This window comes from Kutzneria sp. 744 (assembly GCF_000568255.1).
Taxonomy (GTDB): Bacteria; Actinomycetota; Actinomycetes; order Mycobacteriales; family Pseudonocardiaceae; genus Kutzneria.
In genome coordinates this window covers 9,306,464-9,331,683 of sequence record NZ_KK037166.1, presented here as the reverse complement: position 1 = coordinate 9,331,683, position 25,220 = coordinate 9,306,464, and the positions used below count along the sequence as shown (strand labels likewise).

General features: G+C 69.7%; 23 protein-coding genes and 1 pseudogene. 12 read left to right on the top strand and 12 right to left on the bottom strand.

All coding sequences use genetic code 11. The features are described 5' to 3' along the window. Nucleotides 1-23: 23 nt before the first annotated feature. Nucleotides 24-587 carry a sigma-70 family RNA polymerase sigma factor gene (locus KUTG_RS42680; RefSeq protein ID WP_232241253.1) on the bottom strand — a complete coding sequence of 188 codons (564 nt, stop codon included), beginning with the start codon at nt 585-587 and terminating at the stop codon, nt 24-26. Between KUTG_RS42680 and KUTG_RS64585 the strand changes: the two genes are divergently transcribed. The 7 genes from KUTG_RS64585 (at nt 568) to KUTG_RS42645 (ending at nt 7,948) form a co-directional block, all read left to right on the top strand. After that, nucleotides 568-1,962: a DUF1775 domain-containing protein gene (locus KUTG_RS64585; protein WP_232241252.1), complete on the top strand. Its 1,395-nt coding sequence runs from the start codon at nt 568-570 to the stop codon at nt 1,960-1,962. The two genes, KUTG_RS42680 and KUTG_RS64585, sit on opposite strands and share 20 nt — an antisense overlap. Beyond that, on the top strand, nt 1,959-3,590 hold the full coding sequence (locus KUTG_RS42670) for a copper resistance CopC/CopD family protein (RefSeq protein ID WP_043725278.1): 1,632 nt from the start codon (nt 1,959-1,961) through the stop codon (nt 3,588-3,590). The genes KUTG_RS64585 and KUTG_RS42670 overlap by 4 nt, the downstream gene beginning before the upstream one ends. A 69-nt stretch (nt 3,591-3,659) precedes the next feature. After that, nucleotides 3,660-4,208 (top strand): cysteine hydrolase family protein, encoded by a 549-nt coding sequence (locus KUTG_RS42665; protein WP_043725275.1) that lies wholly within the window; start codon nt 3,660-3,662, stop codon nt 4,206-4,208. Nucleotides 4,209-4,215: 7 nt separating this feature from the next. Further along, nucleotides 4,216-5,112 (top strand): GlxA family transcriptional regulator, encoded by an 897-nt coding sequence (locus tag KUTG_RS42660; protein WP_043725273.1) that lies wholly within the window; start codon nt 4,216-4,218, stop codon nt 5,110-5,112. Nucleotides 5,113-5,153: 41 nt separating this feature from the next. Beyond that, complete coding sequence (locus KUTG_RS42655) at nt 5,154-5,756, top strand: DUF1214 domain-containing protein (RefSeq protein ID WP_052396064.1); 603 nt, start codon at nt 5,154-5,156, stop codon at nt 5,754-5,756. A 1-nt stretch (nt 5,757) separates the two neighbouring features. Then, on the top strand, nt 5,758-6,408 hold the full coding sequence (locus KUTG_RS42650) for a DUF1254 domain-containing protein (protein WP_084580444.1): 651 nt from the start codon (nt 5,758-5,760) through the stop codon (nt 6,406-6,408). A 379-nt stretch (nt 6,409-6,787) separates the two neighbouring features. Then, a complete protein-coding gene (locus KUTG_RS42645) occupies nt 6,788-7,948 on the top strand; it encodes a YcaO-like family protein (protein WP_198047496.1) in 1,161 nt (386 codons plus the stop codon). Here KUTG_RS42645 and KUTG_RS54660 read toward each other — a convergent pair. After that, nucleotides 7,914-8,753, bottom strand: a complete 840-nt coding sequence (locus KUTG_RS54660) for a helix-turn-helix transcriptional regulator (RefSeq protein WP_052396062.1) — start codon at nt 8,751-8,753, stop codon at nt 7,914-7,916. The genes KUTG_RS42645 and KUTG_RS54660 overlap by 35 nt on opposite strands. 79 nt (nt 8,754-8,832) lie before the next feature. Here KUTG_RS54660 and KUTG_RS59675 point away from each other — a divergent pair, with 79 nt between their 5' ends. Further along, nucleotides 8,833-8,973, top strand: coding sequence for a hypothetical protein (locus tag KUTG_RS59675; RefSeq protein WP_157495183.1), 141 nt, complete (start codon nt 8,833-8,835; stop codon nt 8,971-8,973). Here the strand turns inward: KUTG_RS59675 and KUTG_RS42635 are convergent. The 10 genes from KUTG_RS42635 to KUTG_RS42590 form a co-directional block, all read right to left on the bottom strand. After that, a complete protein-coding gene (locus KUTG_RS42635) occupies nt 8,970-10,514 on the bottom strand; it encodes an ATP-binding protein (RefSeq protein ID WP_043725269.1) in 1,545 nt (514 codons plus the stop codon). The genes KUTG_RS59675 and KUTG_RS42635 overlap by 4 nt on opposite strands. 24 nt (nt 10,515-10,538) lie before the next feature. Then, complete coding sequence (locus tag KUTG_RS42630; protein WP_043725264.1) at nt 10,539-11,417, bottom strand: methyltransferase; 879 nt, start codon at nt 11,415-11,417, stop codon at nt 10,539-10,541. After that, the gene (locus tag KUTG_RS62300; protein ID WP_043725262.1) at nt 11,414-11,680 is read right to left on the bottom strand and encodes a hypothetical protein; all 267 of its coding nucleotides are present in this window, start codon (nt 11,678-11,680) and stop codon (nt 11,414-11,416) included. Before KUTG_RS62300 ends, KUTG_RS42630 begins: the two co-directional genes overlap by 4 nt. A 73-nt stretch (nt 11,681-11,753) precedes the next feature. Further along, nucleotides 11,754-12,923, bottom strand: coding sequence for a DUF3089 domain-containing protein (locus tag KUTG_RS42620; protein WP_043725259.1), 1,170 nt, complete (start codon nt 12,921-12,923; stop codon nt 11,754-11,756). Between the two features lie 247 nt (nt 12,924-13,170). Next, nucleotides 13,171-14,571: a GH1 family beta-glucosidase gene (locus KUTG_RS42615; protein ID WP_043725258.1), complete on the bottom strand. Its 1,401-nt coding sequence runs from the start codon at nt 14,569-14,571 to the stop codon at nt 13,171-13,173. Beyond that, nucleotides 14,547-15,707 carry an ABC transporter ATP-binding protein gene (locus tag KUTG_RS42610; protein ID WP_232241251.1) on the bottom strand — a complete coding sequence of 387 codons (1,161 nt, stop codon included), beginning with the start codon at nt 15,705-15,707 and terminating at the stop codon, nt 14,547-14,549. Before KUTG_RS42610 ends, KUTG_RS42615 begins: the two co-directional genes overlap by 25 nt. Beyond that, the gene (locus KUTG_RS42605) at nt 15,707-16,678 is read right to left on the bottom strand and encodes an ABC transporter permease (protein ID WP_043725255.1); all 972 of its coding nucleotides are present in this window, start codon (nt 16,676-16,678) and stop codon (nt 15,707-15,709) included. The genes KUTG_RS42610 and KUTG_RS42605 overlap by 1 nt, the downstream gene beginning before the upstream one ends. A 3-nt stretch (nt 16,679-16,681) precedes the next feature. After that, nucleotides 16,682-17,662: an ABC transporter permease gene (locus tag KUTG_RS42600; protein WP_043725252.1), complete on the bottom strand. Its 981-nt coding sequence runs from the start codon at nt 17,660-17,662 to the stop codon at nt 16,682-16,684. Next, nucleotides 17,659-18,699 (bottom strand): ABC transporter ATP-binding protein, encoded by a 1,041-nt coding sequence (locus KUTG_RS42595; RefSeq protein WP_052396061.1) that lies wholly within the window; start codon nt 18,697-18,699, stop codon nt 17,659-17,661. Before KUTG_RS42595 ends, KUTG_RS42600 begins: the two co-directional genes overlap by 4 nt. Nucleotide 18,700: 1 nt before the next feature. Beyond that, entirely contained in the window at nt 18,701-20,371 is a 1,671-nt protein-coding gene (locus KUTG_RS42590; RefSeq protein ID WP_043725250.1) for an ABC transporter substrate-binding protein, read from the bottom strand. 488 nt (nt 20,372-20,859) lie between these two features. Between KUTG_RS42590 and KUTG_RS42585 the strand changes: the two genes are divergently transcribed. The 4 genes and pseudogenes from KUTG_RS42585 to KUTG_RS42565 form a co-directional block, all read left to right on the top strand. Beyond that, on the top strand, nt 20,860-22,086 hold the full coding sequence (locus tag KUTG_RS42585) for an ROK family protein (RefSeq protein ID WP_043725247.1): 1,227 nt from the start codon (nt 20,860-20,862) through the stop codon (nt 22,084-22,086). Between the two features lie 42 nt (nt 22,087-22,128). Beyond that, nucleotides 22,129-23,003 (top strand): IS5 family transposase gene (locus tag KUTG_RS57230; RefSeq protein WP_198047272.1). Its coding sequence is split into 2 segments (ribosomal slippage): nt 22,129-22,519 and nt 22,519-23,003, totalling 876 coding nucleotides; the frame shifts between segments, so codons are not numbered across the junction. Nucleotides 23,004-23,069: 66 nt separating this feature from the next. Beyond that, a complete protein-coding gene (locus tag KUTG_RS42570) occupies nt 23,070-23,996 on the top strand; it encodes a GNAT family N-acetyltransferase (RefSeq protein ID WP_043725245.1) in 927 nt (308 codons plus the stop codon). A 154-nt stretch (nt 23,997-24,150) separates the two neighbouring features. Beyond that, nucleotides 24,151-24,975: pseudogene (locus KUTG_RS42565) on the top strand (family 16 glycosylhydrolase); the annotation flags it as partial. Nucleotides 24,976-25,220 lie beyond the last annotated feature (245 nt).

Sequence of the window (25,220 nt, the reverse complement as noted above, 5' to 3'; positions counted from 1 at the left end):
CAGGTTGCCTCAATCGTCCGAATTCAGCGGGCGATCTCCAGCCGGGTGTCGAGCGCGTCGACCAGTTCGGCGCGGGCCCGGAACACGCGGGAGCGGATCGTGCCGACCGGGCAGTCGCAGACCTCGGCCGCCTCGACGTAGGACAGGCCGACCACCCTGGTCAGCACGAACGCCTCCCGGCGCTCCGGGTCCAGGGCGTCGATGGCGGCGCGCAGCGCGATCAGGCCCTCCGGGCCGGCGACCTCGGTGTCCATCCAGGTCTCGGCGCTGGTGGTGCGGGGCGAGCGCTGCGCCGTGCGGACGTGGTCGGCGGCGACGCGGCGGGCGATGGCCAGCAGCCACATCCGGGCCGGGGAGCGCCCCTCGTAGCGGGGCAGCGCCGCGAACGCCCGGAGATACGTCTCCTGCGCGAGGTCGTCGGCCTGGCCCGGGTCGCCCAGGTAGACCATCAGCCGGCGCAGCTGCCGCTGCGTCGAACGGACGAACTCGGCGGCAGCCGCCCGGTCGCCGCGCTGCGCGGCCAGGGCGAACTGGGTGATCTCGGCGTCCACGTCCAGAGATACGGCAGTGGTTACTGGCAGGTTCACGGGAACTTTCCCGGACGCCCCGACGACCTGGCTCCACGTGGACTGCGGCATCGCGCGTGAGGCGCTCTCGGCGGCCATGGACGGGGAGGCTGTCCCCGGCGTGGCCATGACGGACGTGGACCGGCACGTGCAGGGCTGTCGGGCCTGCGCGAGCTGGCAGGATCTGGCGGCCCGGATCAACCGGCTGACCGTGCTGTCGCCCGCGGGCGAGGAGCGGGACTTGACGGAGGCGGTACTGCCTCTGCTGGACGAGGATTTAACCGCTCAGGCGGCCTTCTCCGAACCAGAGCCGGCTCGTTTCTCCCTTCCTTACGCGCTCATCCGCATCGGCCTTGTGCTCGCCGCGTTCGCGCAGGCCGCGGTCTCCGTGGTCGAACTGCTCGGCCGGGACGACCCGATGATGATGGCCGGGCACATGGACCACGAGACCTCCGCCTTCAACTTCGCGCTGGGGGTGGTGCTGGCGGTCGTGGCCGTGGATCCGAAGCGGGCCAAGGCGCAGCTGCCGTTGCTGGGCAGCGTCGTGACCGTGCTGGTGCTGGTGTCGACCTTCGACCTCGGCGCGCACGCGGTGGGCTGGAGCCGGCTGCTGACGCACATCCCCCTGGCGATCGGCCTGATTCTGGTGGCACTGCTGGGAACCAATCCAGGCCCGGGAACGACCGGTACAGCGACGGCCCGCAAGACATGGAGGTTCCCGATGAGGACAGCGAAGCGGCTCGGCGTGCTGGGCACGATCGTGGTGGGCGGCCTGCTCGCGGTGACGGGCAGCGCGACCGCGCACGTGACGGCGCAGCCGACCACCGCTGCGCAGGGCAGCTACTCGAAGATCGCGTTTCGGGTGCCCGACGAGGAGGACAACGCCGCCACGACCAAGCTGGAGGTCACCTTCCCGACCGACCATCCGATCGCCTCGGTGGAGACCAAGGCGGTGCCGGGCTGGACGGTCCAGGTGGACAAGGCCAAGCCGGCCAAGCCGGTGAAGTCGGACGACGGCGACGTGGCCGAGGTGGTCTCCAAGATCACCTGGACCGGCGGCAAGGTCACGCCGGACACCTTCGAGGAGTTCGAGGTCTCGCTCGGCCCGCTGCCCACGGACACGGACAGCCTGGTGTTCAAGGCCGTGCAGACCTACGACAACGGTGACGTGGTCCGGTGGATCGACACCACGGCGGGGGCCGAACACCCGGCCCCGACGGTGAAGTTGACCCCCAAGGCCGCCACGACCGCCGCTGTCACGCCGGCGGCGGCGGCGACAAGCTCCACTTCGGACACCACGCTGCCGTTGGTCTTCGGCATCGCCGGCATCATCATCGGCCTCGCCGCCGGTGCGCTGGCGATGGTGGCGCTGCGCCGCGGGCGTGCCACCGAATGAGGGCTTTCTTACTGGTGCTGGCCGGCGTGTTCGCGGCGATGGCCGCGACCGCCGGCCTGGCGTCTGCGCACGCCGTGCTGGAATCCTCCACTCCCTCCAACGGATCCCTGGTCCAGTCCGCGCCCACGCGGGTCATATTGACGTTCGGGGAGGCCGTGCAGATCACGCCGGACGGCGTGCACGTGATCGCCCCCGACGGCTCGACAGCCGACAACGGCAAGGCCGACCACATCGACGGCCAGGGCAGCACCGTCGGCGTGCCGATGACCTCGACGGCCGAAGGCACGTACACCGTGTCCTGGCACGTGGTTTCCGCCGACTCGCACCCGATCTCCGGCGCCTTCACCTTCTCCGTCGGCCACGCCTCGGCCGCCGCCCCGGTGGCCGCGCCCGCCTCCGGCAGCCTCGCGGTGTCCATTGTGTACTGGACGGCCCGCGGCCTCGAATACGCGTCGTTCGCGCTGCTCGTCGGGGCCGTGGCCTTCGTGTTCTGGTGCTGGCCGGCCGGCGCCGTGCATCGCCGCGTGAGGCGGCTGATCGGCGGCTCGTGGCTGACGTTGCTGCTCGCCACCGTCGCCGGCGCGCTGCTGCAAGGACCTTACGGCGCCGGGGCCGGGCTGGACCGCCTGTTCGACGGCACCCTGTTCTCGTCCACATTGGACATCGCGCTCGGCACGGGCGTCATCGTGCGGATCGTGCTGCTGGCCTTCGCCGCCCCATACATCAGTGAAATCCTTGCCACGCAGGAGTGGACGCCCAACCGGCGTTCGGTGTTCGGCGGCATCGGCGTGGTGCTGCTCAACGCCCTCGCCTGGACGTGGTCGATGTCCGGGCACGCGGCCGCCGGCTTCCAGGCCGATCTCGCGCTGCCGGTGGACGTGCTGCACCTGGACGCCATGGGCATCTGGCTCGGCGGGCTCGTCGTGCTGTGGCGCGCAAGGCCGCCGCAGGAGGCGGTGCAACGGTTCTCGCAGCTCGCCGTGGTGTGTGTCGGCGTGCTGGTGGCGACCGGGACGTACCAGAGCTGGCGGCAGCTCGGCAGCTGGGCCGGCTTCTTCGACACCGAGTACGGCCGCCTGCTGCTGCTGAAGATCGCCGGCGTGCTGGTCGTCCTGGCCGCCGCCTACTTCTCCCGCAAGTGGGTCCGTTCGCACGTGGGCAAGCTGCGGCGGCCCATCATGATCGAGACTGCCGGCGCGGTGATCGTGCTCGGGCTCACCGCGGCCCTGGTCAATGCCGAACCCGCCCGTACGGCCGAAGCCGCCACGACACCAATCGTGCAGGCCACGCCCGACGGCCAGACCCTGCCGTTCGACACCGGCGGGCCGGGCGGCAAGGGCAACCTGAAGATCTACATCACGCCCGCGCACGTCGGCCCCAACCTGCTCGACGTCACCGTCGAGGACCGGGGCGGCACGGCCCACGACGTGCCCGAGGTGACCGTCGAGCTGACGTTGAAGGAGCGCGGCATCGGGCCGTTGAAGATCGACATGCAGCACGTCGGCAAGGGCCGCTACCGTGCCGCCGAGGCCCAGATCCCGCTGGCCGGCGCGTGGCAGGTCGCGGTGACCGTGCGCACCTCCGACATCGACGAGACCACCGCCGCCGGCATGTGGCAGGTGTCCTGACCGGATCGTTCCGCATGACGACGAGACCGTGCCTGTCCCCCGGCCGCACGGGCGGGCACGATCGGTGTCGTGACCAAGGCACTGATCGTCATCGACATCCAGGAATCGTTCCGGCAGCGGGAGAACTGGGCCCGAGTGTCCACACCGGACATCGCCGCCCGCGGCGCCCGGCTGGTCGACATCGCCCGCGCGGCCGGCGACCTGGTGGTGTGGGTGCTGCACACCGAGCCCGGCACCGGCAACCCGTTCGACCCGGCGAGCGGCCACGTGCGGCTGATGGACGGGCTCGTGCCGGCGGCCGGCGAGCCGGTGCTGGCCAAGACCTCCCGCAACGCCTTCACCACCACCAACCTCCAGCAGATCCTGACCGAGAAGGGGATTCGGGAGCTGGTGGTCTGCGGCATCCAGACCGAGCAGTGCTGCGAGACCACCGCCCGCGTCGCCGCCGACCTCGGCTTCGACGTCACCTACGTGACCGAGGCGACCGCCACCTTCCCGATCGCGCACCGCAGCGGCGTCGGCGAGCTCGGCGTCGAGGACATCATCGAGCGCACCGAATACGCGCTGTCGGGCCGTTTCGCGACCATCAGCACGATCGCGGAGCTGGCCGTAGGCTGACCGGATCATGCCGACCGTCGCCTTCCTGCTCACGCGCAACCTGCACCTGCTCGACCTGGCCGGGCCGGCGCAGGTGTTCTCCGCGGCGGCCAAGCACGGTCTCGACTACCGGCTGCGCTACCTCGCCGACACCGAGACCGTCACCACCGCGCAGGGGCTCACGGTGCAGGCGACGACCGAGATCCCGGCGCTGGGCCCCGACGACCTGATCGTCGTGCCGGGCTGCGCCGGGCAGCGGCTGACCAGGACCGCGCGGCTCGGGGCGGCACTGATGACCCTGCTGCGGGAGTTCCCCGGCACCGTCGCCAGCGTCTGCTCCGGCGCCGAGCAGCTCGGGCGGGCCGGGTTGCTGGACGGCCGGCGCTGCACCACCCACCACGAGCACCAGGACGAGCTGGCCGAGCGCTATCCGACCGCCCAGGTCGTGCACGACGTGCTGTACGTGATCGACGGCCGGATCGTCACCTCGGCCGGCATCGCGTCGGGCATCGACCTCGCGCTGCACCTCGTGGCCACCGCCCACGGTCCGGCCATCGCCGCCCGCATCGCCCGTGAGATGGTCGTCTACGCCCGCCGCAACGGCGACGATCGGCAGGCCAGCGCCATGCTGCGGCACCGTTCGCACGTCAACGACACCGTGCACCGGCTGCAGGACCACATCGACAGCCACTACACCGCCCGGCTCCCCCTGGCCGACCTGGCGCGGGCCGTCGGATGCAGCGAGCGGACCGTCACGCGCCTGTTCGCCCGGGCCACCGGCCTCACTCCCCTGCGCTACCAGCAACTCCTGCGCGTCGAACGGGCCGAGCACCTCATCGGGCAGGGCGCGACCGTGGAAACCGCCGCCAACACAGTCGGCTTCGAGGACGCCCGCATGCTCCGCCGCCTCCGCGCCCGCCCCTAGTTTCCGGCCGGAACCGCCGGGATGGGGCACGATGGGCAACCATGAGCGGCTTCCTCGCGTGGCTGGCGAATTCGGGTGTCGTGCAGGGTGTGATCATCGGCGGCACGTTCGCGTTCCTGACGACGGTTCTCGTGCTGGACGCGGTCGCTCGGGCCGCGACGAGCACCGTCAACGGCTGGAGCTCGTTCCGGCCGGCCGGTCGGCCCGGCAACGGGCTGTTGATGCGGGCCGCGTCGCAGAAGGCGCTGCCGGCCGTCAACGTGTTCGAGGAGGCCGCCTACTGGCTGGCCACCGTGGACGGCGCGGGGAAGAGGCTCAGTGGCGAGCACGCCTACCGACTCCACTTCCCGCCCGGGCAGCTGCCCCCGAACGACGCCTTCTGGTCGCTCACCGCGACGGACACCGTCGGCTACATGGTGAGCAACCCGGCCGGCCGGTCGAGCGTGGACGACCACTCCGGTCTCGTGACGAATGCCGACGGGTCGGTCGACATCCTGCTCCAGCCGCAGGCGCCGAGCGGACCGGCGCAGAACTGGGTGCCGACACCGGCCGGTCGGTTCAAGCTGATGCTGCGTGCGTACCTGCCGGGCGCCGCCATCGTGGACGGCAGCTACGAAGTGCCGCCGATCGTCGAGGTCGTGTGACATGAACCGCTTCATCCTGAAGTACAGCTACCCCATCACCGCCGCCATCCTGCTGATCTTCGCCTGGGTCGTCTACCGGCGGGTGGCCGGCGGCGTGGACACGATCATCCCGCTCGCGGTGGCGGCGATCGTGGTGTGGGTGCTGGGCACGCTCGCGTTCGTCTACTACTGGCCGCGGATCACCGTCGGCGGGCTCAGGCGGGCCATCCTCAGGCGTGGATTCGGCGACGGCCCGATCCCCGTGAACACGCTGCACGCCGCGCTCGACCGCTCCTCCGCATCGACCGGCAGCGTGATGGGCACCGGCACCGATGACCTGCTCTACGTCGCCGGCTGGCTCGATGTGCACGCCGGACCACAAGTTCTGCACGCGCCCGAGATGGACGGTCGCTACTACAGCGTGCAGTTCACCGATCCCACCAGCGGCGCCAACTTCGCCTACGTCGGCAAGCGCACCACCGGGACCGCCGCCGGCGACTTCCTGCTCTGCGAACCCGGCTGGAACGGCGCTGTGCCGACCGGGATGACCCGGATCGACGTGCCGCATCGGGCCGCCCTCCTCATCGGACGCGTGTTCGCCGCGGACGAGGACGACCGACTCGCCGCCCATGCGCTGGCGCAGCAGATCCGGCTCACACCGCTCACCACCTGAATTCGGCGCATGTGGCACTCAGTGGCGAATCGGACGTGCAGGGAGCAACAGTTCGTTCACGCATGGTTCGGCGCGTGGCGTACGCAGCGAACGGCGAAGTTGATATCCGGTGTATCAACCACTGGCCAGGGCGCTGACCTGGTGAAGTGCGACACGATCTCACCGTCTGACCAACCAGTTGGTCAACATCGGAGGTATGTCCGCGTGGACCACTTTCCCCTTCCCGTTCGCCCCGAAAGCTGAGCAGGGCTTACTACATCACTTGGTAAAAGTCGGCACTGATGTCAGCGTTGTCGTATCTGGAGCGGCCGCGGAGACCTCCTGCAAGTCCGTAGACCCGTGGTCCGCGTCCAGCAGGACGGAGTTGACGTTGCACGTGATGCCGGTACCGGCTGAGAGGGGCCTCCCCCTCGACTCCGCGCTCGCGCGCGGCCTGGCAGCGGCTGGAGAGCTCGGCCTCACGCCGCGGTTCACGCCACTGCTGGACGCGAATCCCGGCAGTTGGCAGTGCACGCTGAGCTGCACCGGCGTCCACTCGCCCGCCGCCAGCGGCCTTGGCCGCGGCGACCGGGAGACGGCCCGCGTCGGCGCGCTGTTCGAGGCGCTGGAGCACTACCTGAGCGGCCTGGACGGCCTGCGCAACCGGCAGGTCCGGCTGCGCGACGCGCACGCGGTGGCTAATGGACCGCTGGCCTCGGATCCATTGATCGCCAAGCTGGCCGAGGGCCCGGCCCGCGAGCTGGGCTGCGTGCGCTACCAGGCGCTGGACGGCAGCGCCGACGTCGACGTGCCGGTGTTCCTGACGATCCCGGAGTACCGGGGCGAGCAGGGCGAGTCGGCCCGGCTGACCATCGAGGACTTCTACGACTACTCGGCCGCCGGCTCGTGCGTGGAGGCGGCGGGCTGGGCGGCCGGCTCCTACGCGGCCGAGGCCCTGGTGCACGCGGTCAACGAGTCGGTCGAACGGGACGCGGTGGCCCAGCTGATCGCCGATCAGGTCGTCGGCGACCGCTCACGGGCGTTGCGGGTGGTCGACCCGGCGACGCTGCCGGACGACCTCGCCGACCTGTTGATCACCGCCGCCGATCGCTGCGGGCGCTCGGTGCATCTGATTGATATGACCTCCGACCTGGACATTCCCGCCTACTACGCGTTCCAGGCGCCCGAGCCCGGCGGACGGCCGGCAGCGGCCGGCAGCGCGGCGGCGCTGTCCAGCCGGGTCGCGGCGGGCCGGGCCCTGACCGAGCTGATCCAGTTCCAGACCACGGTGGTCGACCGCCAGCTGCCGAACCTCGCCTGCCGGTTGCCGGACGCCGCCGAGGTCGGCTTCGTCCAGACCTGCGCGCCCGCCACTCCGCGCCAACACCTCGACGTGCTGGTGGAGATGTTGCACGGCAAGGGTTTCACGCCTTACGCGCGGGAGCAGTACTCGACGCGGAACCTGGCCGTGGTCAACGTGTTCGTGCCGGGGCTGGACCGGTCGACCGACTGCCGGCGGCTGCGGGTCAGCCGTCGGCGTGCTCAAGCGCCCACCGGATGAGCGCCGGACGGGTGGTCAGCCGCAGCTTCTTGTAGCTGTTGTGCAGGTGCGTCTCGATGGTGCGCTCGCTGAGGAACAGCCGCTCGGCGATCTGCCCGTTGGTCAGGCCCTCGCCGACCAGCCGCACGATCTCCCGTTCACGCCGGCTCAACGGCTGGGTTCCGTTGTCCGGCACGGTCAGCAGGGCGCCCATCGCCGCCAGCCTGGCGGTGGCCCGGTCCTCCGCGCCGGCCATCAGGTCCTCCTGCCGCAGGGCCAGGGCGTCGAGGAACGGCGAGGTCCGGCCGCCGGACCGCAGATGACCCAGAATCCGTTGCGCCACAGCGTGATCTTTACGCGCAACGGCCAGGTAGCCGGCGTAGGCCACCCGCAGCGTGTCGACCAGGAGGTCGCCGAGCGGGCGCGGCGGCCTGAACGCCGTGTCGTCGACCTTGGCCCCGGTCCGCAGCGCATACGCCGTCTCGGCCAGGTCCGTCACCATGACCAGGTCGTCGTGCGTGGCGTCGTAGCATTCCCGCACCACCTGGAGATCCTGCTCGGCGCCGGCGAGATTCCCGTTCTCCGCCAACAGGAACGCCCGCGCTGCGCGGGCCCGGCCGACCAGCCGGTCCTGGCCCGTCCGCTCGGCCTCGGCCAGGCTCTCACCGACGATCTCCAGCGCCGCGGGCAGATCACCGGCGATGTAACGGACCCAGCCGCGGATCTGCGTCACGTAGTGCACCGCGCCCGGCAGGTAGAACTGCACCTCGGCGGCGCCGGGATTGCCGGTCGCCCGCAGCGCCGCCGGCACGTCGCCGCGCAGCACCAGAAGCCCGGGCTGCTGGAGTTTCGCGCCGTAGGCATAGTGTTCCCGGGAATCGGCGGCGATCGGCCGGGCCGCCTCGATGGCGATCTGGTTCTGCGTGTGGGCAGCCGCGTACGTCGCCGCCGACCCGGGCCGCGACGCTGGCCCCGAAGTGCGCGACCGCCTGGGCCTCTGGACCGTCCTGGAGATCGATCTGGCCGACGGCTACTCCACCATCTAACGCGACCGGGCCAGGTCGTTGGCACGCACGGCAAGCAGCCAGTGCACCATCAGCCCGATCGGCGGGTCCTGGGACTCGAACTGGACGGGCAACATCGGCGTGTGCACGTTGCCGCGCTCGGCCTCCAGCATCGACCGGTAATAACCGAGGATCCGCTGCCGCAGCGAATCCCCCTGGCTCTGGGCCATCGCCTCGGCGTGGTCCCAGATCGATGCCGCGTCGTCCAGCCGCCCGCTGGCCTGCAATGCGCGGGCCAGGCCGTCCATCAGCTCCGGGATCACGTCGGCGTGCTCGATCGACCGGGCGTGGTGCAGGGCGACACTGAGGTAGTTCACGGCCTCCTGCGCGTCGTGCACGTCCAACGCTCGTTGTCCGGCCGCGCCAAGGACTTCGCAGGCCCGCTTGGGATCCGCCAGATCGCCGGCGTCGCGGTAGTGCGGGGCCGCCTTGAGGACGTCGGTGCGGTCCAGGGCTGCGGCGATCGTGGCATGCAGTGAACGTCGTTGCCCCACAGTGAGTTCCGCGTAGGCGACCTCGGCGTAGAGGGGGTGCGACACGCGGTACGTCAGCGTCGGCCCGTCGACGAGCTCCTCGACCAGGCCCTGCTGGAACAGTTGGCGCAGCACGGTGTCGAAGCCGTCGTCCGTCCACACCGCACGGAGCAGCTGCGGCGATCCCGCGCCGACCACGGCGATCAGCTCCAGCAATCGCCGGGCCCGATCGTCCAAGCGCTGCAAGCGATCCAGCACCACGTCACGGATGATCACCGGCAGGCCGGCCGGAATCTCGCCGCCGCCGACCAGCGCCGTGACGAACAGCGGCACCCCCTGGGCTCGCGCGGTGACCTTGCTCAGCACGTCTTCGCGCGGCGGGTGTTGCATCAGGTCACCGACGAGCTCGCCGACTGCTCTATCCGACAACGGTTCCAGCGCGAGCTCGATGCCGTCCTCGCGGCGCACGGTCATGGCCAGCGCCGCCAGCGGGCCGCCCGGCTCGGCGCTGCGGTAGCCGCACCACAGCAGCAGGCGGCGGCGTTTGCTGTTGTGCCCCAGGTAATGCAGCAGTTCGATCGTGCCGCGGTCGGCCCAGTGCAGGTCGTCCACGATGAACAACGCCGGCCTGGTCGCGGTGATCCGCTCGACCAGACGCAGCACGGCCTCGAACATGCGGGTGCGTTCCAGCTCCGGGTCCCCGGTCGGCGGGGCCGGCGACAGGCGCCGATCGGCGATCAGGCCGGCGATGTCGTGCAGGCCGTCCAGCAGCCGGGCCGACTCCGCCTCGGGCAGCGCGCCCAGGTGACGGCGCAGCGCCTCCACCACCGGGGCGTAGGCCAGGCCGGCCTGCAATGGGCTGGAGGAGCCCATCAGCACCGTGAAGTTGCGTTCCTTGGCCAGGCGCAGCGAACTGACCGCCAGCCGCGACTTGCCGATGCCCGCCTGGCCCGAGACCAGCAGGATGCGACCGCGCCCCGCGGCGACCGCGGTGATCGCCCCGTCGATGATCCCCAGCTCGCGATCCCGGCCGACCAGCCTCGACTCCACGGGCCAGAGTATGCACCAATCGGCCTAGGGTTTGACGCCGGTCAGCACCGTCAGCGCCGGCTGTCGGCCCACATCCACCCGGCGAAGGGCCGTCAGGCCGGCGTCGGCCAGCCAGCGGCGGTAGTCCGCCGGGTCGTGGATCGTGCCGCTGCGGGTGCGCAGCAGCAGGGACAGCTCGTGCGTCGCCGCGCCTTGCGAGCCGGCCAGGGTGTCGATCACCGCCAGCGCGCCACCCTTGCGCAGCGCCGGCACGAAGCGGTGGATCAGCTCGGCCGCGCAGTCGGCGTCCAGCAGATGGCAGACGCCGGGCAGCACCACCAGGTCGTACTCGCCGGCGTTGGGCCGCGCGTCGAACAGCCCGCCCGGCAGGAAGTCGAACTGCCGGCACCGGTTGGCGCGGCGGTTGGCCGGCACGTCCAGCACGCTCACCCTGGTCTGCGGGTCTCTGGCGGCCAGCGTCGCGCCGCAGGGCGCCCCGTCCACGCTGACGTCCAGGATGCGCCTGGCGGCGGGAAGTTCGGTGACGACGTCCGCCCGCATGCCGTGCAGGAGGGTCGTGATCACGTCACGTTCGGCCTCACGGGCGGGCAGGCCCGTCCGGACCGAGTCGGTGACCTGGTCGCGCCAGGGCAGCAGCGAGTGCACCCCGGCCAGGCCGGCCGTGGCCGGCTCGTAGCGGCCGTCGGCGCGCAGCTGCACCAGTCCGCTGTCGGCCAGCGTCGCGAGCACCACTCGGACCCCGCGAACGCTTGCGCCGCAGGTCATCGCCAGGTCCTCGATCGTCGCCGGCGTGCGGTCGATCTGGTCGATCAGGCCCAGCTGCACTGCCGCCGAGTACGCCGACAGAGTCGCGGCCGCGCGGTGCAGACCCAGCAGGGCCGTCGCGTTCCGGGCCGCCGTCATCGGGCCAGCATCCTGCGCATGATCGCCACGCTCTCCAGCGCCACCTGGTCGGCCCTGGTGTGCTCGCGGCGGGCCGACAGCAGCTGGGCCAGGTTGATCAGCGCCCACGACAGCTTCTGCGCGTGGTCGGCGTTGTCCGGCTCCTCGGCCGCGCGCTCCTTCAGCGCCGCCACCGCCTGCTCGGTGATCGTGACGGGGTCGTCCTCGCGGCATTCGCCGTGCGGAATGCCCCAGCAGCTCTCCGCCCGTGCAATCACGTCCATGCCACTCATGCTGGCCGTGGCCGTCCGCGGCGGACAACGCTCTCCGGTACGTAATCGGCTTCGCGCGGTGAAGTTACGTACCCGCTGTCCAGGCCGTGGCCTGGCGTGCGACGAGCTCCTTCAGGTCGCCCGCCGTGAGGTTGAAGTCCAGCGCGTGCAGGCCGTAGAAGTTGGCCTGCGTCGGGCCGATCAGGTTGTCGCCGCCCTGGATGTCCAGCCAGGAGACCGTGCTCTGGCCGTCCAGCGCCTGCTTGCACTGGCCGGTCAGCGTGCCGCGGTAGCGGGCGAAGCCGGTGGGGTAGTTCGGCACCGTCAGCGACTGGCCGAGGGAGCTGATCCGGCCGTACGGGTTGAAGTCGTTGCCGCCGACCAGCTTTCGCGTGTACAGGATCGTGTCCAGCGGATTCCGGTCGTTGTTGCCGGCCAGCACGGCCGCCGGGTTCACGCAGAGGACCTGGTGCTGCGGGTCGTTGACCACCCGGACCAGGTCGGCGTCCGCGCTCGGGACCTGCGCGCCCGGCTTGTAGCTGGAGTAGGCCACCACGCACCCCGTGTCCGTCGGGTGCTGGCAGGCCGGGATGTGTTGGAACGTCGCCTTCGGGTCGGTGCCGCCGCCGTCCGGCTGGCCCGTCGGCACCACGATGTGGCCGCCGAGCAGCACCGCCGAGACAAGGTATTTGTGCATGTCCGGGTTGTTGTCGAACTTGTCCTGGAGCAGCGCCGCCAGCGCCGACGCGCCCTGCGAGTGGCCCAGCAGCACCACTCCCCGGCGCTTGCCGGTGCTCGGGTCCGTGTTGTCGTGGTCCCAGTAGTACTGGAAGGCCTGCTCCACGTCCCCGATGGCGACCGAGTAGTCCGGCGGGGTCTTCGTGATCAGCGACAGCGCCAGGTCCAGCAGCGTCTTCTGCCGGTACGTCGGGGCGAACATCCGGCAGCCCAGCATCCCCATCTGGGCGATCGACTGCGCGAACTCGTCATCCGACGGCGCCGGCACCACGTTCGGCAGGCCGTCCACCGTCGGGTACACATAGAAGCAGTCCGTGCCGGCCGGTATCGGCGTGCCCTGCGGGCTTCCGCCCGTGACGTCCGTGGTGTCGAGGGGTACTTGGTCGTGGCTCGCCGGGTACGTAGCCGTCACCGGCCCGCACGCGCCGTGGCACATCCACACCGGCGCCGGCAGTGCGTTCGGCACGGCCAGGCTCGCGGTCAGTGCCGCCGCGGCGGCCAGGGTTCCCCAGATCATGAGTGAAGTGAACCAGGGGGTACCCGCCCGCTCCCCCCGCTTGTCACCCGTTCGAGGTACACGGGTTTTTCACATGCGCTTCCCATGTGGCAACAGGACGCAAACGGGAAGCGCACGTGACAGCGCCGGGGTGCCGGAAACCGTATTTCGGTGTGCCGGAGAGCGTGACTCGCGGGGGGTGTCCCCGGTGCTCCGGGGGGGTAGCCCGGGTGCGGCGGCCGCCACCACCGCACCCGGCCCCTCCGGGTTACGCGCCGCCGCGTACCCGGCGAATGGTGTCGCGATACCACAGAGCGCTGGCCTTCAACGTGCGCTGCTGGGTCTCGTAGTCGACGCGGACGATGCCGAAGCGCTTGGCGTAGCCGTAGGACCACTCGAAGTTGTCCATCAGGGACCAGGCGAAGTAGCCGCGGACGTCGGCGCCGGCCTGGCGGGCGGCGGCGACGGCGCCGATGTGGGACTGGAAGTAGGCGACGCGGTCGTCGTCCTGGACGTAGTCGTCGGCGTCGGGCTGGTCGGCGTAGGCGGCGCCGTTCTCGGTGATGACCATGGGCAGGCCGGGGTAGTCGCGACCGAGGCGCACCAGCAGGTCGGTGAAGCCGGAGGGCACGATCTCCCAGCCCATGTCGGTCACGGGCAGGCCGGACATGACCTGGCGGGTGACGGGCAGGCCGTCGGCGTCACGGGTGGAGCCGTCCTCGGCCACGCCGGAGTAGCGGTGGCTGGAGTAGTAGTTGACGCCGAGCACGTCGATGGGCGCGGAGATGATCTCCAGGTCGCCGTCCCGCACGGGGATCTCGACGCCGCGCTGCAACAGGTCCGCGACGACGTCCTTGGGGTACCGCCCGTAGCGCAGCGGGTCCAGGTAGATCCGGCCGCCGAGGCCGTCGGCGCGACGGGCGGCCTCGCGGTCGGCGGCGCTGTCGGTGGCGGGGTAGGACGACCCCATGTTCAGGGTGATGCCCAGCTCGACCGGAGAGGTCGCGGCCTCACGCATGCGTTGCGTGGCAAGGCCGTGCCCGAGCAGCAGGTGGTGCACGGCGGCGATGGCGGCGGGGAACTCCTGCCGGCCCGGGGCCTGCCGCCCCTCGGAGTAGCCGAGCATGGCGGTGCACCATGGCTCGTTCAACGTCGTCCAGATCCGGACCCGGTCCTGGAGCTTGTCGAACACCATCATCGCGTAGTCGGCGAACCGGTAGGCGGTGTCGCGCACGGGCCAGCCGCCGGCGTCCTCGAGCTCCTGCGGCAGGTCCCAGTGGTACAGCGTCACCCACGGGTCGATGCCCTGGCCGAGCAGCTCGTCGACGAGCCGGTCGTAGAAGGCCAGCCCCTTCTCGTTGACGGGACCCGTGCCCCGGGGCTGGACCCGGGGCCACGCCACGGAGAACCGGTAGGTGTCGACGCCGAGCTCCTTGATCAGCGCGACGTCCTCGGGCATCCGGTGGTAGTGGTCGCAGGCCACGTCGCCGTTCTCGGCGTTGTGCACCATGCCGGGCGTCCGGCAGTAGGTGTCCCAGATGGACGGTGTGCGGCCGTCCTCGTCGACGGCGCCCTCGATCTGGTACGCGGAAGTGGCCACGCCCCAACGGAAGCTCGCCGGCAGGCTGGCGATGAGATCTGCCTCTACCGCCGTGGCAGTGGTTTCCATCGAATCTCCTCCAGTGTCGATACGCGGGTCAGCGGACGGGGTGCAGCCAGCAGGCCACCTCTCTGTCCGAACCGCCGGGAACATCGGGCACACCGAGCACCGGGAGGTCCCGCGCGCACGGCTCGAAGGATTTCGGGCACCGCGGGTGGAAAGCGCACCCGGTCGGCATGGCCCGCAGGTCCGCCCGGCTCGACTTTGGAGTAAAGTCTTCGGCATGGCACGGCACCTTTTCGACTGAACTCACTACCGGCTCTACACATCACTAGGGTTTGATATTCCCTGAAGCCGGGGTGCGGCGGCGACCCCGGAATGCCCGTCAGCTCCCGCTTGGGCCCGCGCAGCGCGGGGAAGGAGCCGAGCAGTCCGGCACTGTAGGGGTGGTACGAGTCGGTGTAGATCTCCTTGGCCGGCGCCTGTTCCACGATCCGGCCGCCGTACATGATGGCGATCCGGTCGGAGAACTCGACCAGCAGCGACAGGTCGTGGGTGATGAACAGCACCGAGAAGCCCAGCCGCTCGCGCAGCTGCACCAGCTCGCCCAGGATCTGCCGCTGCATCACCACGTCCAGCGCAGTGGTCGGCTCGTCCATGATGACGACCTTGGGCTCCAGGGCCAGCGCCATGCCGATCATCACGCGCTGGCGCATGCCGCCGGAGAGCTGGTGCGGGTAGCTGTCCAGCCGGTCGGACGGGATGCCGACCAGGGTGAGCAGCTCACGGGCCCGGGCCAGCCGGGCTTCCTTGCTGCTGCGGGGATCGTGCGCCCGGATGACGTCGGTGAGCTGGCTGCCGATGCGGTGCACCGGGTTGAGCGAGTTCATCGCGCCCTGGAACACGATCGAGGTCTCGGCCCAGCGGAAGTCGCGCAGCTCGTTGTTGGTCAGCGACAACACGTCATACGGGCCGCGCTCGGGGTCGTGGTAGATCACCTCGCCACCGGCGACGACGCCGGGCGGCGGCAGCAGGCGGGTCATGCCGTAGGCCAGCGTGGACTTGCCGCTGCCGCTCTCGCCGGCCAGACCGAGCACCTCGCCGCGGTGCAGCGTCAGGGTGACGTCGCTGACGGCGTGCACCGCGTCGTCGCCCAGGCCGTAGTCGACGTTGAGGTTCTTGATCTCGATAAGGGGTTCGGCCATCAGCGGTTCTCCTTGCCCAGAACCGGCGTGAAGCCGATCCGCATGCGCACCGACTTGCCCTTGATCCGGCCCGCGTTGCGCAGTCGGGGGTTGACGATCTCGTCGATGCCGAAGTTGATCAGGGACAGCGCCGTGCCCAGCACCGCGATGGCCAGGCCGGCCGGCACGAACCACCACCACGCACCCTGGGCCAGCGCCTGCTGGCTCTGCGCCCAGAACAGGATGGTGCCCCAGTTCCAGACGGTCGGGTCGGCGACGCCGATGAAGGCCAGCGTGATCTCCGAGAGCACCGCGAAGATCACCGTGCCGACGAAGCCGGAGGCGATGACCGCGGTCAGGTTGGGCAGCAGCTCGAAGAAGATGATCCGCCAGGTGGACTCGCCGGTCGCCTTGGCCGCGTCGACATAATCCCGGCCGCGCAACGACAATGTCTGTGCTCGCAGCACCCGCGCACCCCAGGCCCACGAGGTCAGCCCGATGACCAGGCCGATGATCGTGTTGCTGACCGTGGGCAGGATCGAGGCCACGATGATGATCAGCGGCAGGGCCGGGATCACCAGGAACACGTTGGACAGCGCGGACAACGCCTCGCCGCCGGTGTTGGCCAGGTAGCCCGAGCTGACGCCGATGATCACGGCCAGCGCGGTGGCGACCAGGCCGGCCAGCAGGCCGACGTAGACCACGCCGCGGGCGCCGGCCAGCACCTGGCTGAAGATGTCCTGGCCGAGGTGCGTGGTGCCGAACCAGTGCGCGCTGGTGGGCGGCGACTGCAGCACGTCGCCGCGGGCGTCCGGGTCGTACGGCGCGATCATCGGCCCGAAGATGGCCAGCAGCACGTAGAAGCCGAGGATGATCAGGCCGATCAGCGTCTTGGTGTTGGTGATGAAGCGGAACTTCTGCCGCCTGGCCGGCTTGGGGGTCGGCGCGGCCGCCCCGGCGGCGGCCTGCAGGTCGACGGTGGAGATGGCCACGGCTCAGCCCTCCTTGCGGGTGCGCGGATCGAGCACCAGGTAGGCCAGGTCGGCGATGAAGTTGGCGGCCAGCACGGACAGCGTGATGATCAGGAAGATGCCCTGCATCAGCGGGTAGTCCTTGGCCCCGACCGCCTGGAACAGCTGGAAGCCCACGCCCGGGAAGGAGAACACGATCTCCACCAGCAGCGTGCCGCCGACGATCAGGCCGAGCGACAGCGCGAAACCGGACACGTTGGGCAGCAGCGCGTTGCGCGCCGCGTAACTGAGCATCACTCGTCGGTCGGACAGGCCCTTGGCGTGCGCGACGGTGATGTAGTCCTCCGAGGACACCGTCACCATCATGTTGCGCATGCTCAGGATCCAGCCGCTCATCGACGAGATGAGGATGGTCAACGCCGGCAGCAGGCTGTGCTGCACCGCGCTGCCGATGAAGTCGATGTCCCAGCCGGGCACGACACCGGGGTCGTAGCCGCCCGAGGACGGGAAGAAGCTGTTCGGGCCGGCCAGCAGCTCGATCATGATCAGGCCGAACCAGAAGTACGGCACCGAGGAGATGAAGGTCGTCACCGGCAGCACCAGGTCGACCCAGCTGCCGCGCCGCCAGCCGGCCAGCACGCCGAGGCCGGTGCCGAGCATGAAGCTGCACACGGTGGTGACGCCGACCAGGATGAGCGTCCACGGCAGGCTGGAGCTGATCACCTCGGAGACCGGCGTCGGGAAGAAGGTGAACGACAGGCCGAGGTCGCCGTGCAGCAGCTGGCCCCAGTAGTCGACGTACTGCTGCCACAGGGGCTGCTGCTTGTCCAGTCCGAACAGGACGTACAGCGAGTGCACGGCGTCGGTGGACAGCTGGCCCTGCTCCTTGGCGATCAGGGCCTGCACCGGGTCGCCGGGCATCAGCCGCGGCAGGAAGAAGTTGATGGTGATCGCGGCCCACGCCGTGAAGACGTAGAACACGATGCGCCGCAGGAGATAGCTCATCCGGCGACCTCCCCGCCGGCGACGGTCGCGGGCTTGGTCACACCGTCGGCGTAGAGCCAGCACGCGGCCCAGTGGCCGGGAACGTCGCCGATCTCCAGCCGCGGCGGCTGCTCCGTCCTGCACCGCTCCATCACGTGCGGGCAGCGCGGGTTGAACCGGCAGCCCTGCGGCGGGCGGATGAGGCTGGGCGGTTCGCCCCCGACCTCGTCGGCCTGTGCGGGCCGGTCGGGGTCGGGAGCGGACTCGATCAGCAGCTGGGTGTACGGGTGGGCCGGGTTCTGGGTGACGGTCTCGCTGTCGCCGCCCTCCACCACCCGGCCCGCGTACATGACCAGCGTCGTGTCGGCGAAGTAGCGGGCCGACGCGATGTCGTGCGTGATGTACAGGATCGCCAGGTTGAGGCGTTCCTTCAGGTCCCGCAACAGGTTCAGCACGCCGAGCCGGATGGAGACGTCCAACATGGACACCGGCTCGTCGGCCAGCAGCGCCTCCGGGTTGGCGCCGAGCGCGCGGGCGATGGCCACGCGCTGGCGCTGCCCGCCGGACAGCTCGTGCGGGAACTTGTCGATGTAGCGCTCCGGCGGCGTGAGCTGCACCCGGGTCAGCAGCTCACGCAGGGCCTCCTCGATGTTCCCGTTGGCATTGCCGTGGATGCGCAGCGACCTGGTCAGGTGGTAGCGCACCGTGTGCACGGGGTTCAGGGAGCCGAAGGGGTCCTGGAAGATCATCTGCACCTGCCGGACGTAGGCCCGGAACCGGCGCCCGCCTCTGACGTTGACCTTCTTGCCGTGCAAGCGGATCTCGCCCGAGGTGGGATGGTGCAGCTGGGCCAGCAGTCTGGCCACGGTGGACTTGCCCGAACCGGACTCGCCCACCATCGCCACCACATGGCCGCGGGTCAGCGTGAAACTGACATCGTCGACCGCGTGCACGCTGCGTGCCTTGCGGGTCAGTAGCTCCCGGCCTTTCCTTCGCACCGGGAAGTGCTTGCTGAGACCGTCTACTTCCAGGACGACCTCGCCGGTCTTGTCAGTCATGTCAGGCGGCCGGCCTCAGGTGCAGGATGACGTCAAGGGCTCCGGGCAGGGTGGGGTGCGCGTCGGCGTACGGGTCGCTCGTCGACGGCCAGCCCGTCCAGTTCTTGGTGCTGTACTCGCCGCCCAGGTTGGACGCGCTGGTCACGATGACCGGCATGTTGTCCACGAAGATCTTCTGCAGCGTGTTCAGCGCCGCGGTGCGGCCCGCGTCGTCGGCGGCGTTGGCGTACGCCTTGAGCGCCGCGGTGGCCTCCGAGCTCTGGAAGCGGCCGTAGTTGCCGTTCACGCCCGGGGTGCCGATCGGCTTGTACAGGTCGCCGTCCATGATCGACTTGTACAGCTGGTACGGGGTCGCGCCGCCGTCGGTCCAGTGCATCGCGGCGTCGAAGTTGCCGGTGTCGATGTCCTTGGTCCAGGTGTCCTGGTTGGCCTTGTCGACCGTGGCGGTGATGCCGATCTTGGAGACGTTGTCCTTGATGATCTCCAGGTCGGTCTGGTAGTCGCTCCAGCCGGCCGGGTCGGTCAGGGTCAGCTTGACCGGCGCGCCGGTCTTGTCCTTCAGCGTGTTGCCGTCGAAGGTGTAGCCGGCCTGGGTCAGCTTGGCCTTGGCCCCGTCCACGTCGACCTTGACGTCCTTGCCCTTGTAGTCGGCGGCGAGGAACGAGTCGCCGGCCGGGGTCGGGATGCCGGTGATGTTGGTGACCGGCGGGTAGAAGTAGCCGGACTCACCCTGGTTGAAGATGTCCTCGCGGTTGACCACCATGTTGATCGCCTGGCGCAGCGCCGGGTCGTTGAACGGCGCCTTCTGGGTGTTGAACCACAGGCCGTGCCCGGCCAGGTCCGGCGGGAAGAACAGCTGGTTGTGCGCCGGGTCCTTGCTGACGAAGACCTGCTTGGCGTTCGGGATGAACGCGAAGGCCCACTCGCAGGCGCCGGTGGTCAGCGCCGTGGCCTGGGAGTTGTTGTCGGTGTAGGAGGTGTAGCGCAGCTCCTTGACCTGGGGCTTGTCCTGCCAGTAGTCGTCGCGCACGTCCAGCGTGACGGTCTGCGGCGTGAAGGTCTTCAGCTTGTACGGGCCGGTGCCCACCGGGTCCTTGACCGGGTCGGTGGCCGGGTCCTTGAAGGTGGACCACTGGTGCTTCGGCACGATCGGCGTGTCGGTGAGGATCTTGTACTCGTTGACGAACTGCGGGCTGGTGAACGTGGCGGTCACCGTGTTGCCCGACACCGTGGTGTCGCCGAACGGGATCGCGTTGTGGTTCAGGCCCGCCGTCGCCTTGAGCAGGTCGAAGGTGAACTTGACGTCGTCGGCGGAGAACGCCTGGCCGTCGGACCACTTGACGTTGTCGCGGATCGACATCGTCAGGGTCTGGTAGTTGTTCGACCAGTCCCACTTGGTGGACAGCCACGGCTTGGCCGGGTCGGTCGGCTTGACCTTGTTGAACAGGGCCAGCGGCTCGAAGATCACGTTCTTGTAGCCGAGCGAGTTGGACGCCGAGCTGGACAGGTACGGGTTGTTGTTGTCCGTCTGGGGCCCGTTGGGCATACCGACGTTGAGCACGCCGTTCGCGTTGCTCTTCGCGGTGGTACCGCCGCCACCGCACGCGGTGAGGGCGGTGGCCGCGATGATGCTGCCGGCTACGGCGAAGACCACTCTGCGACTGACGCGCATGGGTCCTCCTTGTCGTTTGCGAGGAGGGTGGACCGTGTGCGCCGCCCGCGCGGCGCGTGTTGCGGCAGAGTCAACCTGCGTGTCACAGCTCACGTCAATAACGGAGCGGTCACAAAATTAACCCTAAATTTAAGCCTTGAACAAAACGCCAGGCTAGGACCGCCGCCGCACACGAACGTTGCGTGGACAACCGGCAGCCTAGTCCCACCGAGCGCGATGGTGTAGACACCCAGAGTGTCGACTTCGAGGTCCGTTCGGACACGTGAACAGGCGAGCCCGGGGCGGCGAACGGGGTAAACGGCCGGATCGGTCGGATCCGAACGTCTATGGTTGTGAACCGTCGACTAGCCTCGGGGATCCGGACACGCGAGGGTGATCCGTGCCGGCAGGATGGGCCGGCCAGGTTTCTTACGGTGTTAAATTATGGCGCTAACTTAGTCGGTCCGGCATCCTGTCACGCAGACGTCCCCACCGTCGATGGGCACCCCATGGAACCAAAGCGCACCACGGTTCGCGATCTTCGCCGCCACAACAGGTCAACGCTGCTGTCGAAGCTGTTCTTCGACGGGCCGCTGAGCCGGCATGAGCTCAGCCAGCTCACCGGCCTGTCCGCGGCCACGGTCAGCAACGTCACGGCCGAGCTGGTCGAAGATCGCCTGATCGTGGAAGCGGGCCTGGTGGAGTCCGACGGCGGACGGCCCCGGGTGCTGCTGCGCGTCGACCCCAAGTACGCCCACGTGGTCGGCATCGACGTCGGCGAGACCGGCGTGAAGGTGGAGCTGTTCGACCTGTCCATGACCCGGCTGGCCGCGGCCGACCTCCAGCTCAACTCGATCGAGCCGGACCCGGCCGAGGTGGTGGCCCGCACCGCCGAGGGGCTGCGCCAGGTCATCGAGACCGCCGACGTGACCGAGAGCAGCGTGCTCGGCGTGGGCATCGGCGTGCCCGGCACCGTCGAGAAGGGCACCCGCACCCTGGTGCACGCCCAGACCATCGGCTGGGACGCGGTGCCGCTGCCGTCCATGCTGCGCGACCAGGGGATCCGGCTGCCGCTGTTCCTGGACAACGGGGCCAAGACGCAGGGCCAGGCCGAGATGTGGTTCGGCGCCGGCCGGGGCGCCCGGCACGCGGTGATCGTGCTCGTCGGCTCCGGGGTGGGCGCGGCGGTGATCACCGACGGCCAGACGTACGCCGGATACAGCAGCAGCGCCGGCGAGTGGGGACACACCACCATCGTCTACGGTGGCCGGCAGTGCCGCTGCGGCGCGCGGGGCTGCCTGGAGGCGTACGTCGGCGCGGAGGGCATCCTCGACCGGTACCGCAAGGCGCGCGGCGGGCGGGGCGCGGTCGACACCGACGAGCAGGCGGCGCTGGCCGCGCTGGTCGCCGCGGCCGACAGCTCCAAGATCGCGGCCAAGGTGCTGGACGACACCGCCGGCTACGTCGGGGCCGGCATCGCCAACCTGGTCAACCTGTTCAACCCCGAGCGCATCGTGATCGGCGGCTGGGCCGCGCTGGCCATGGGCGGGCAATGGCTTGACGTGGTGAAGAAGTCCACCGCCGAGCACGCGTTGCGGCATGCGTATGAGCAAACCTCGATCGAGCTGTGCCAGCTGGGTCCGGACGCCGTCGCCGTCGGCGCGGCCACTCTCCCGGTGGCGGCGCTGTTGGAGGCCGGCGGCGACCCGCGGGAGAGTTCGCGCAGCGTGGCCTAGGGCCTGTTTCAGAAGTTGATCTCGGTTTGAGATGATCTTCGGGTGGGTCGTGGTGATCTGACGAACGAGCAGTGGGCAAAGCTGGAACCCTTGCTACCCAAGGGCAAGAAGTCTGGACGCCCGCCCAAACACCCGAAACGGCAACTCATCAACGGGATCCGGTTCCGGGTGCGGACGGGTGTGCAGTGGCGAGACCTGCCGGACCGGTACGGGCCGTGGCAGACCGTGTATGGCCTGTTCCGACGCTGGCAGCGCGACGGGACTTGGAAACAGATCCTGACCCGGTTGCAGGCCGAGGCTGACGCGGCCGGGCTGATCACCTGGGATGTGAGCGTCGACTCCACTGTGGCTCGCGCGCACCAGCATGCCGCTGGCGCGCGTAAAAAGGGGCTGACCAGCGTGAATCTCCGGGTGGAGTCGACACCGAGCCGGATGACCATGGGATCGGCCGGTCCCGGGGCGGGCTGACCACGAAGGTGCACCTGGCGACCGAGCAGGGGCTGAAGCCGTTGTCGGTCGTGGTCACGGCCGGGCAGCGGGGTGACTCGCCGCAGTTCCAGACGGTGTTGGAGCGAATCAGGGTGCCCCGTCTGGGTCGGGGGCGGGCGCGGACGCGCCCGGATCGGGTCTTGGGGGACAAGGCGTACGGCTCCCGCGCCAATCGCTGCTACCTGCGGCGGCGGGGTGTTCGGTGCACGATTCCGGAGAAGGCGGACCAGATCCTCCATCGCAAGAACCGTGGTGCGCGTGGTGGTCGTCGGCCGGCGTTCGACAAGGAGATCTACAAGCGGCGGCATGCTGTGGAGTGCGGCATCAACCGACTCAAGCGGAACCGGGCCGTGGCCACTCGGTACGACAAGCTCGCTGTCCGGTATGAGGCCACGGTCGTTATCGCGGCGATCAACGAGTGGCTCTGACATCTGAAACAGGCCCTAGGTCCATATTGGTTCGACGGTGGCACGGGACGCTGGCACAGTGCGGCCATGGATCTCCTCACCGCCGCGGACGTCCGGCTCATGCAGGTTCTGGCGCAGCGGATCGCCGGCACGCGCCTCGATCTGGTGAACAGCGGCGCCTCGTACGGGGAGCTGGCCTGGAACTGGGGCAGGGCCCATGCCGCCAACGGCGACACCTGGTTGCGCCGGCTGTGGTTCGCGGGCGACGACCTGGTCGCGTGGGCCTGGGCGCAGCTGCCGCACCGCGTGCGGCGGTGGGACGGGTCGGTCAAGGACGTCACCGGCGCCTATCTGGCGTATCAGGTGCACCCCGACCACGCACCGTTGGTGGACGAGGTCATCGACTGGTTCGACGGTGTGACGCCCGGCCTTGAACGTTCGGTGATCGCCCAGGCCGCCGACGAGTTCGGGCTGGAACGCTGGGCGGCGCACGGTTACGTGCCCGAGGCGGACTCAAGCTCCTGGACCCAGCTCAACGTGCGGGAGCTCGACGACATCGAACAGCCGGTGCTGCCGGCCGGATTCCGGTTCAGCGACGCCGATGAGGCCGACGCGGCGGCCGTGGTCCGGGCCCATGTGGACGCCTGGCCGTTCTCCTCCTACACGGTCGACGCCTATCGCGATGTCCGGGCGGCGGCGCCGTATCGCGGCGACCTGCACGTGTTGGTCGAGGCGCCGGACGGGACCGCGGTCGCCTCGGCGGTGATGTGGCTGGACGAGGTCAACAAGACCGCCGAGTTCGAGCCGGTCGGCACCAGCCCGGCGTGCCGACGGCAGGGGCTGGGCCGGGCGTTGTTACTGCACGGAATGCGGCTGGCGCGGGAGGCCGGGGCCGGTCAGATGACGGTCGCCTGCCTCGGCGGGGTGCAGCCGCCCAAGGCCCGCGACCTGTACTACAGCGTCGGCTTCCGCTGGTTCAGCCAGGACGTGCCATTGGTCAAGTCCGAGCAGTAGTCGTGGGGGTGGGGATATGTCGCGCCTTACATCTAGCCGTGAAGTATGTCCGTTGCTACCGTAGACCTCCCTGCACGACTCGTCGTGGGCCGCTCACATACGGTGAGCGCCGCCGCCTCCCGCGACGCGTCGTTGGTTCGACCTGGAGGCGACAATGACGTCACTTGCCCGATCCCGTCGGGCCGCGGTCGCCGTCGCGGCCGCAGCCGCGGCGGTGTTTGCCTGCGTGAGCCCGACAACGGCGAACGCGCAGCCGCAGCTGACCGCCACCTTCACCGAGGACTTCAACGGCGCGGCCGGCAGCCCGGCCAACAGCAGCCGCTGGAACTACGAGACCGGCGACAACGTCAACAACCACGAGCGTGAGTGGTACACGTCCGGGGCGGCCAACGCCGCGCTGGACGGCAACGGCCACCTCGTGATCACCGCCAAGAAGCAGGGCGGCCACACCTGCTGGTACGGCCCGTGCCAGTACACCTCGGCCCGCCTGAACACCTCCGGCAAGTTCACCGCGCAGTACGGCCACGTCGAGGCGCGCATGCAGATCCCGCGCGGCCAGGGCATGTGGCCGGCGTTCTGGCTGCTGGGCAGCAACATCGGCAGCGCGGGCTGGCCCAACTGCGGCGAGATCGACATCATGGAGAACGTCGGGTTCGAGCCGAACACCGTGCACGGCACCATTCACGGCCCCGGCTACTCCGGCTCCGGCGGCATCGGCGCCGGCTACAGCGGCCCGGTCTTCGCCGACACCTTCCACACCTACGCGGTGGACTGGTCGCCCAACAAGATCGTGTGGTCGGTGGACGGCCACGCCTACCAGACCCGCACGCCGGCCGATCTCGGCGGCAAGAGCTGGGCGTTCAACCACGGCTTCTTCATCATTCTCAACCTCGCGGTCGGCGGCTACTGGCCGGGCGACCCCAACGGCAGCACGCCGTTCCCGGCCAAGCTCACCGTCGACTATGTTCATGTCACAACCGGCTGACATATAAGCGTTTCCGACGTTCCCGCCCGGACGCACGACGCCGGGCGGGAACGCCGCGCGCCCTAGTTGATCTTGACGTCGCGAGACTTGTTCCTAGTCCTGGACGAACTGGCCGCCAAAGCATTGCCAAATCCGGTCCAACCCTCGGATACTCGTCGCACCGACGGGCAAACCCCTGTGCCCGCTGGATTTCACCCCCTGCCACAGACCGATTTCGCGCCCCTGCAAGAAAACCGCCG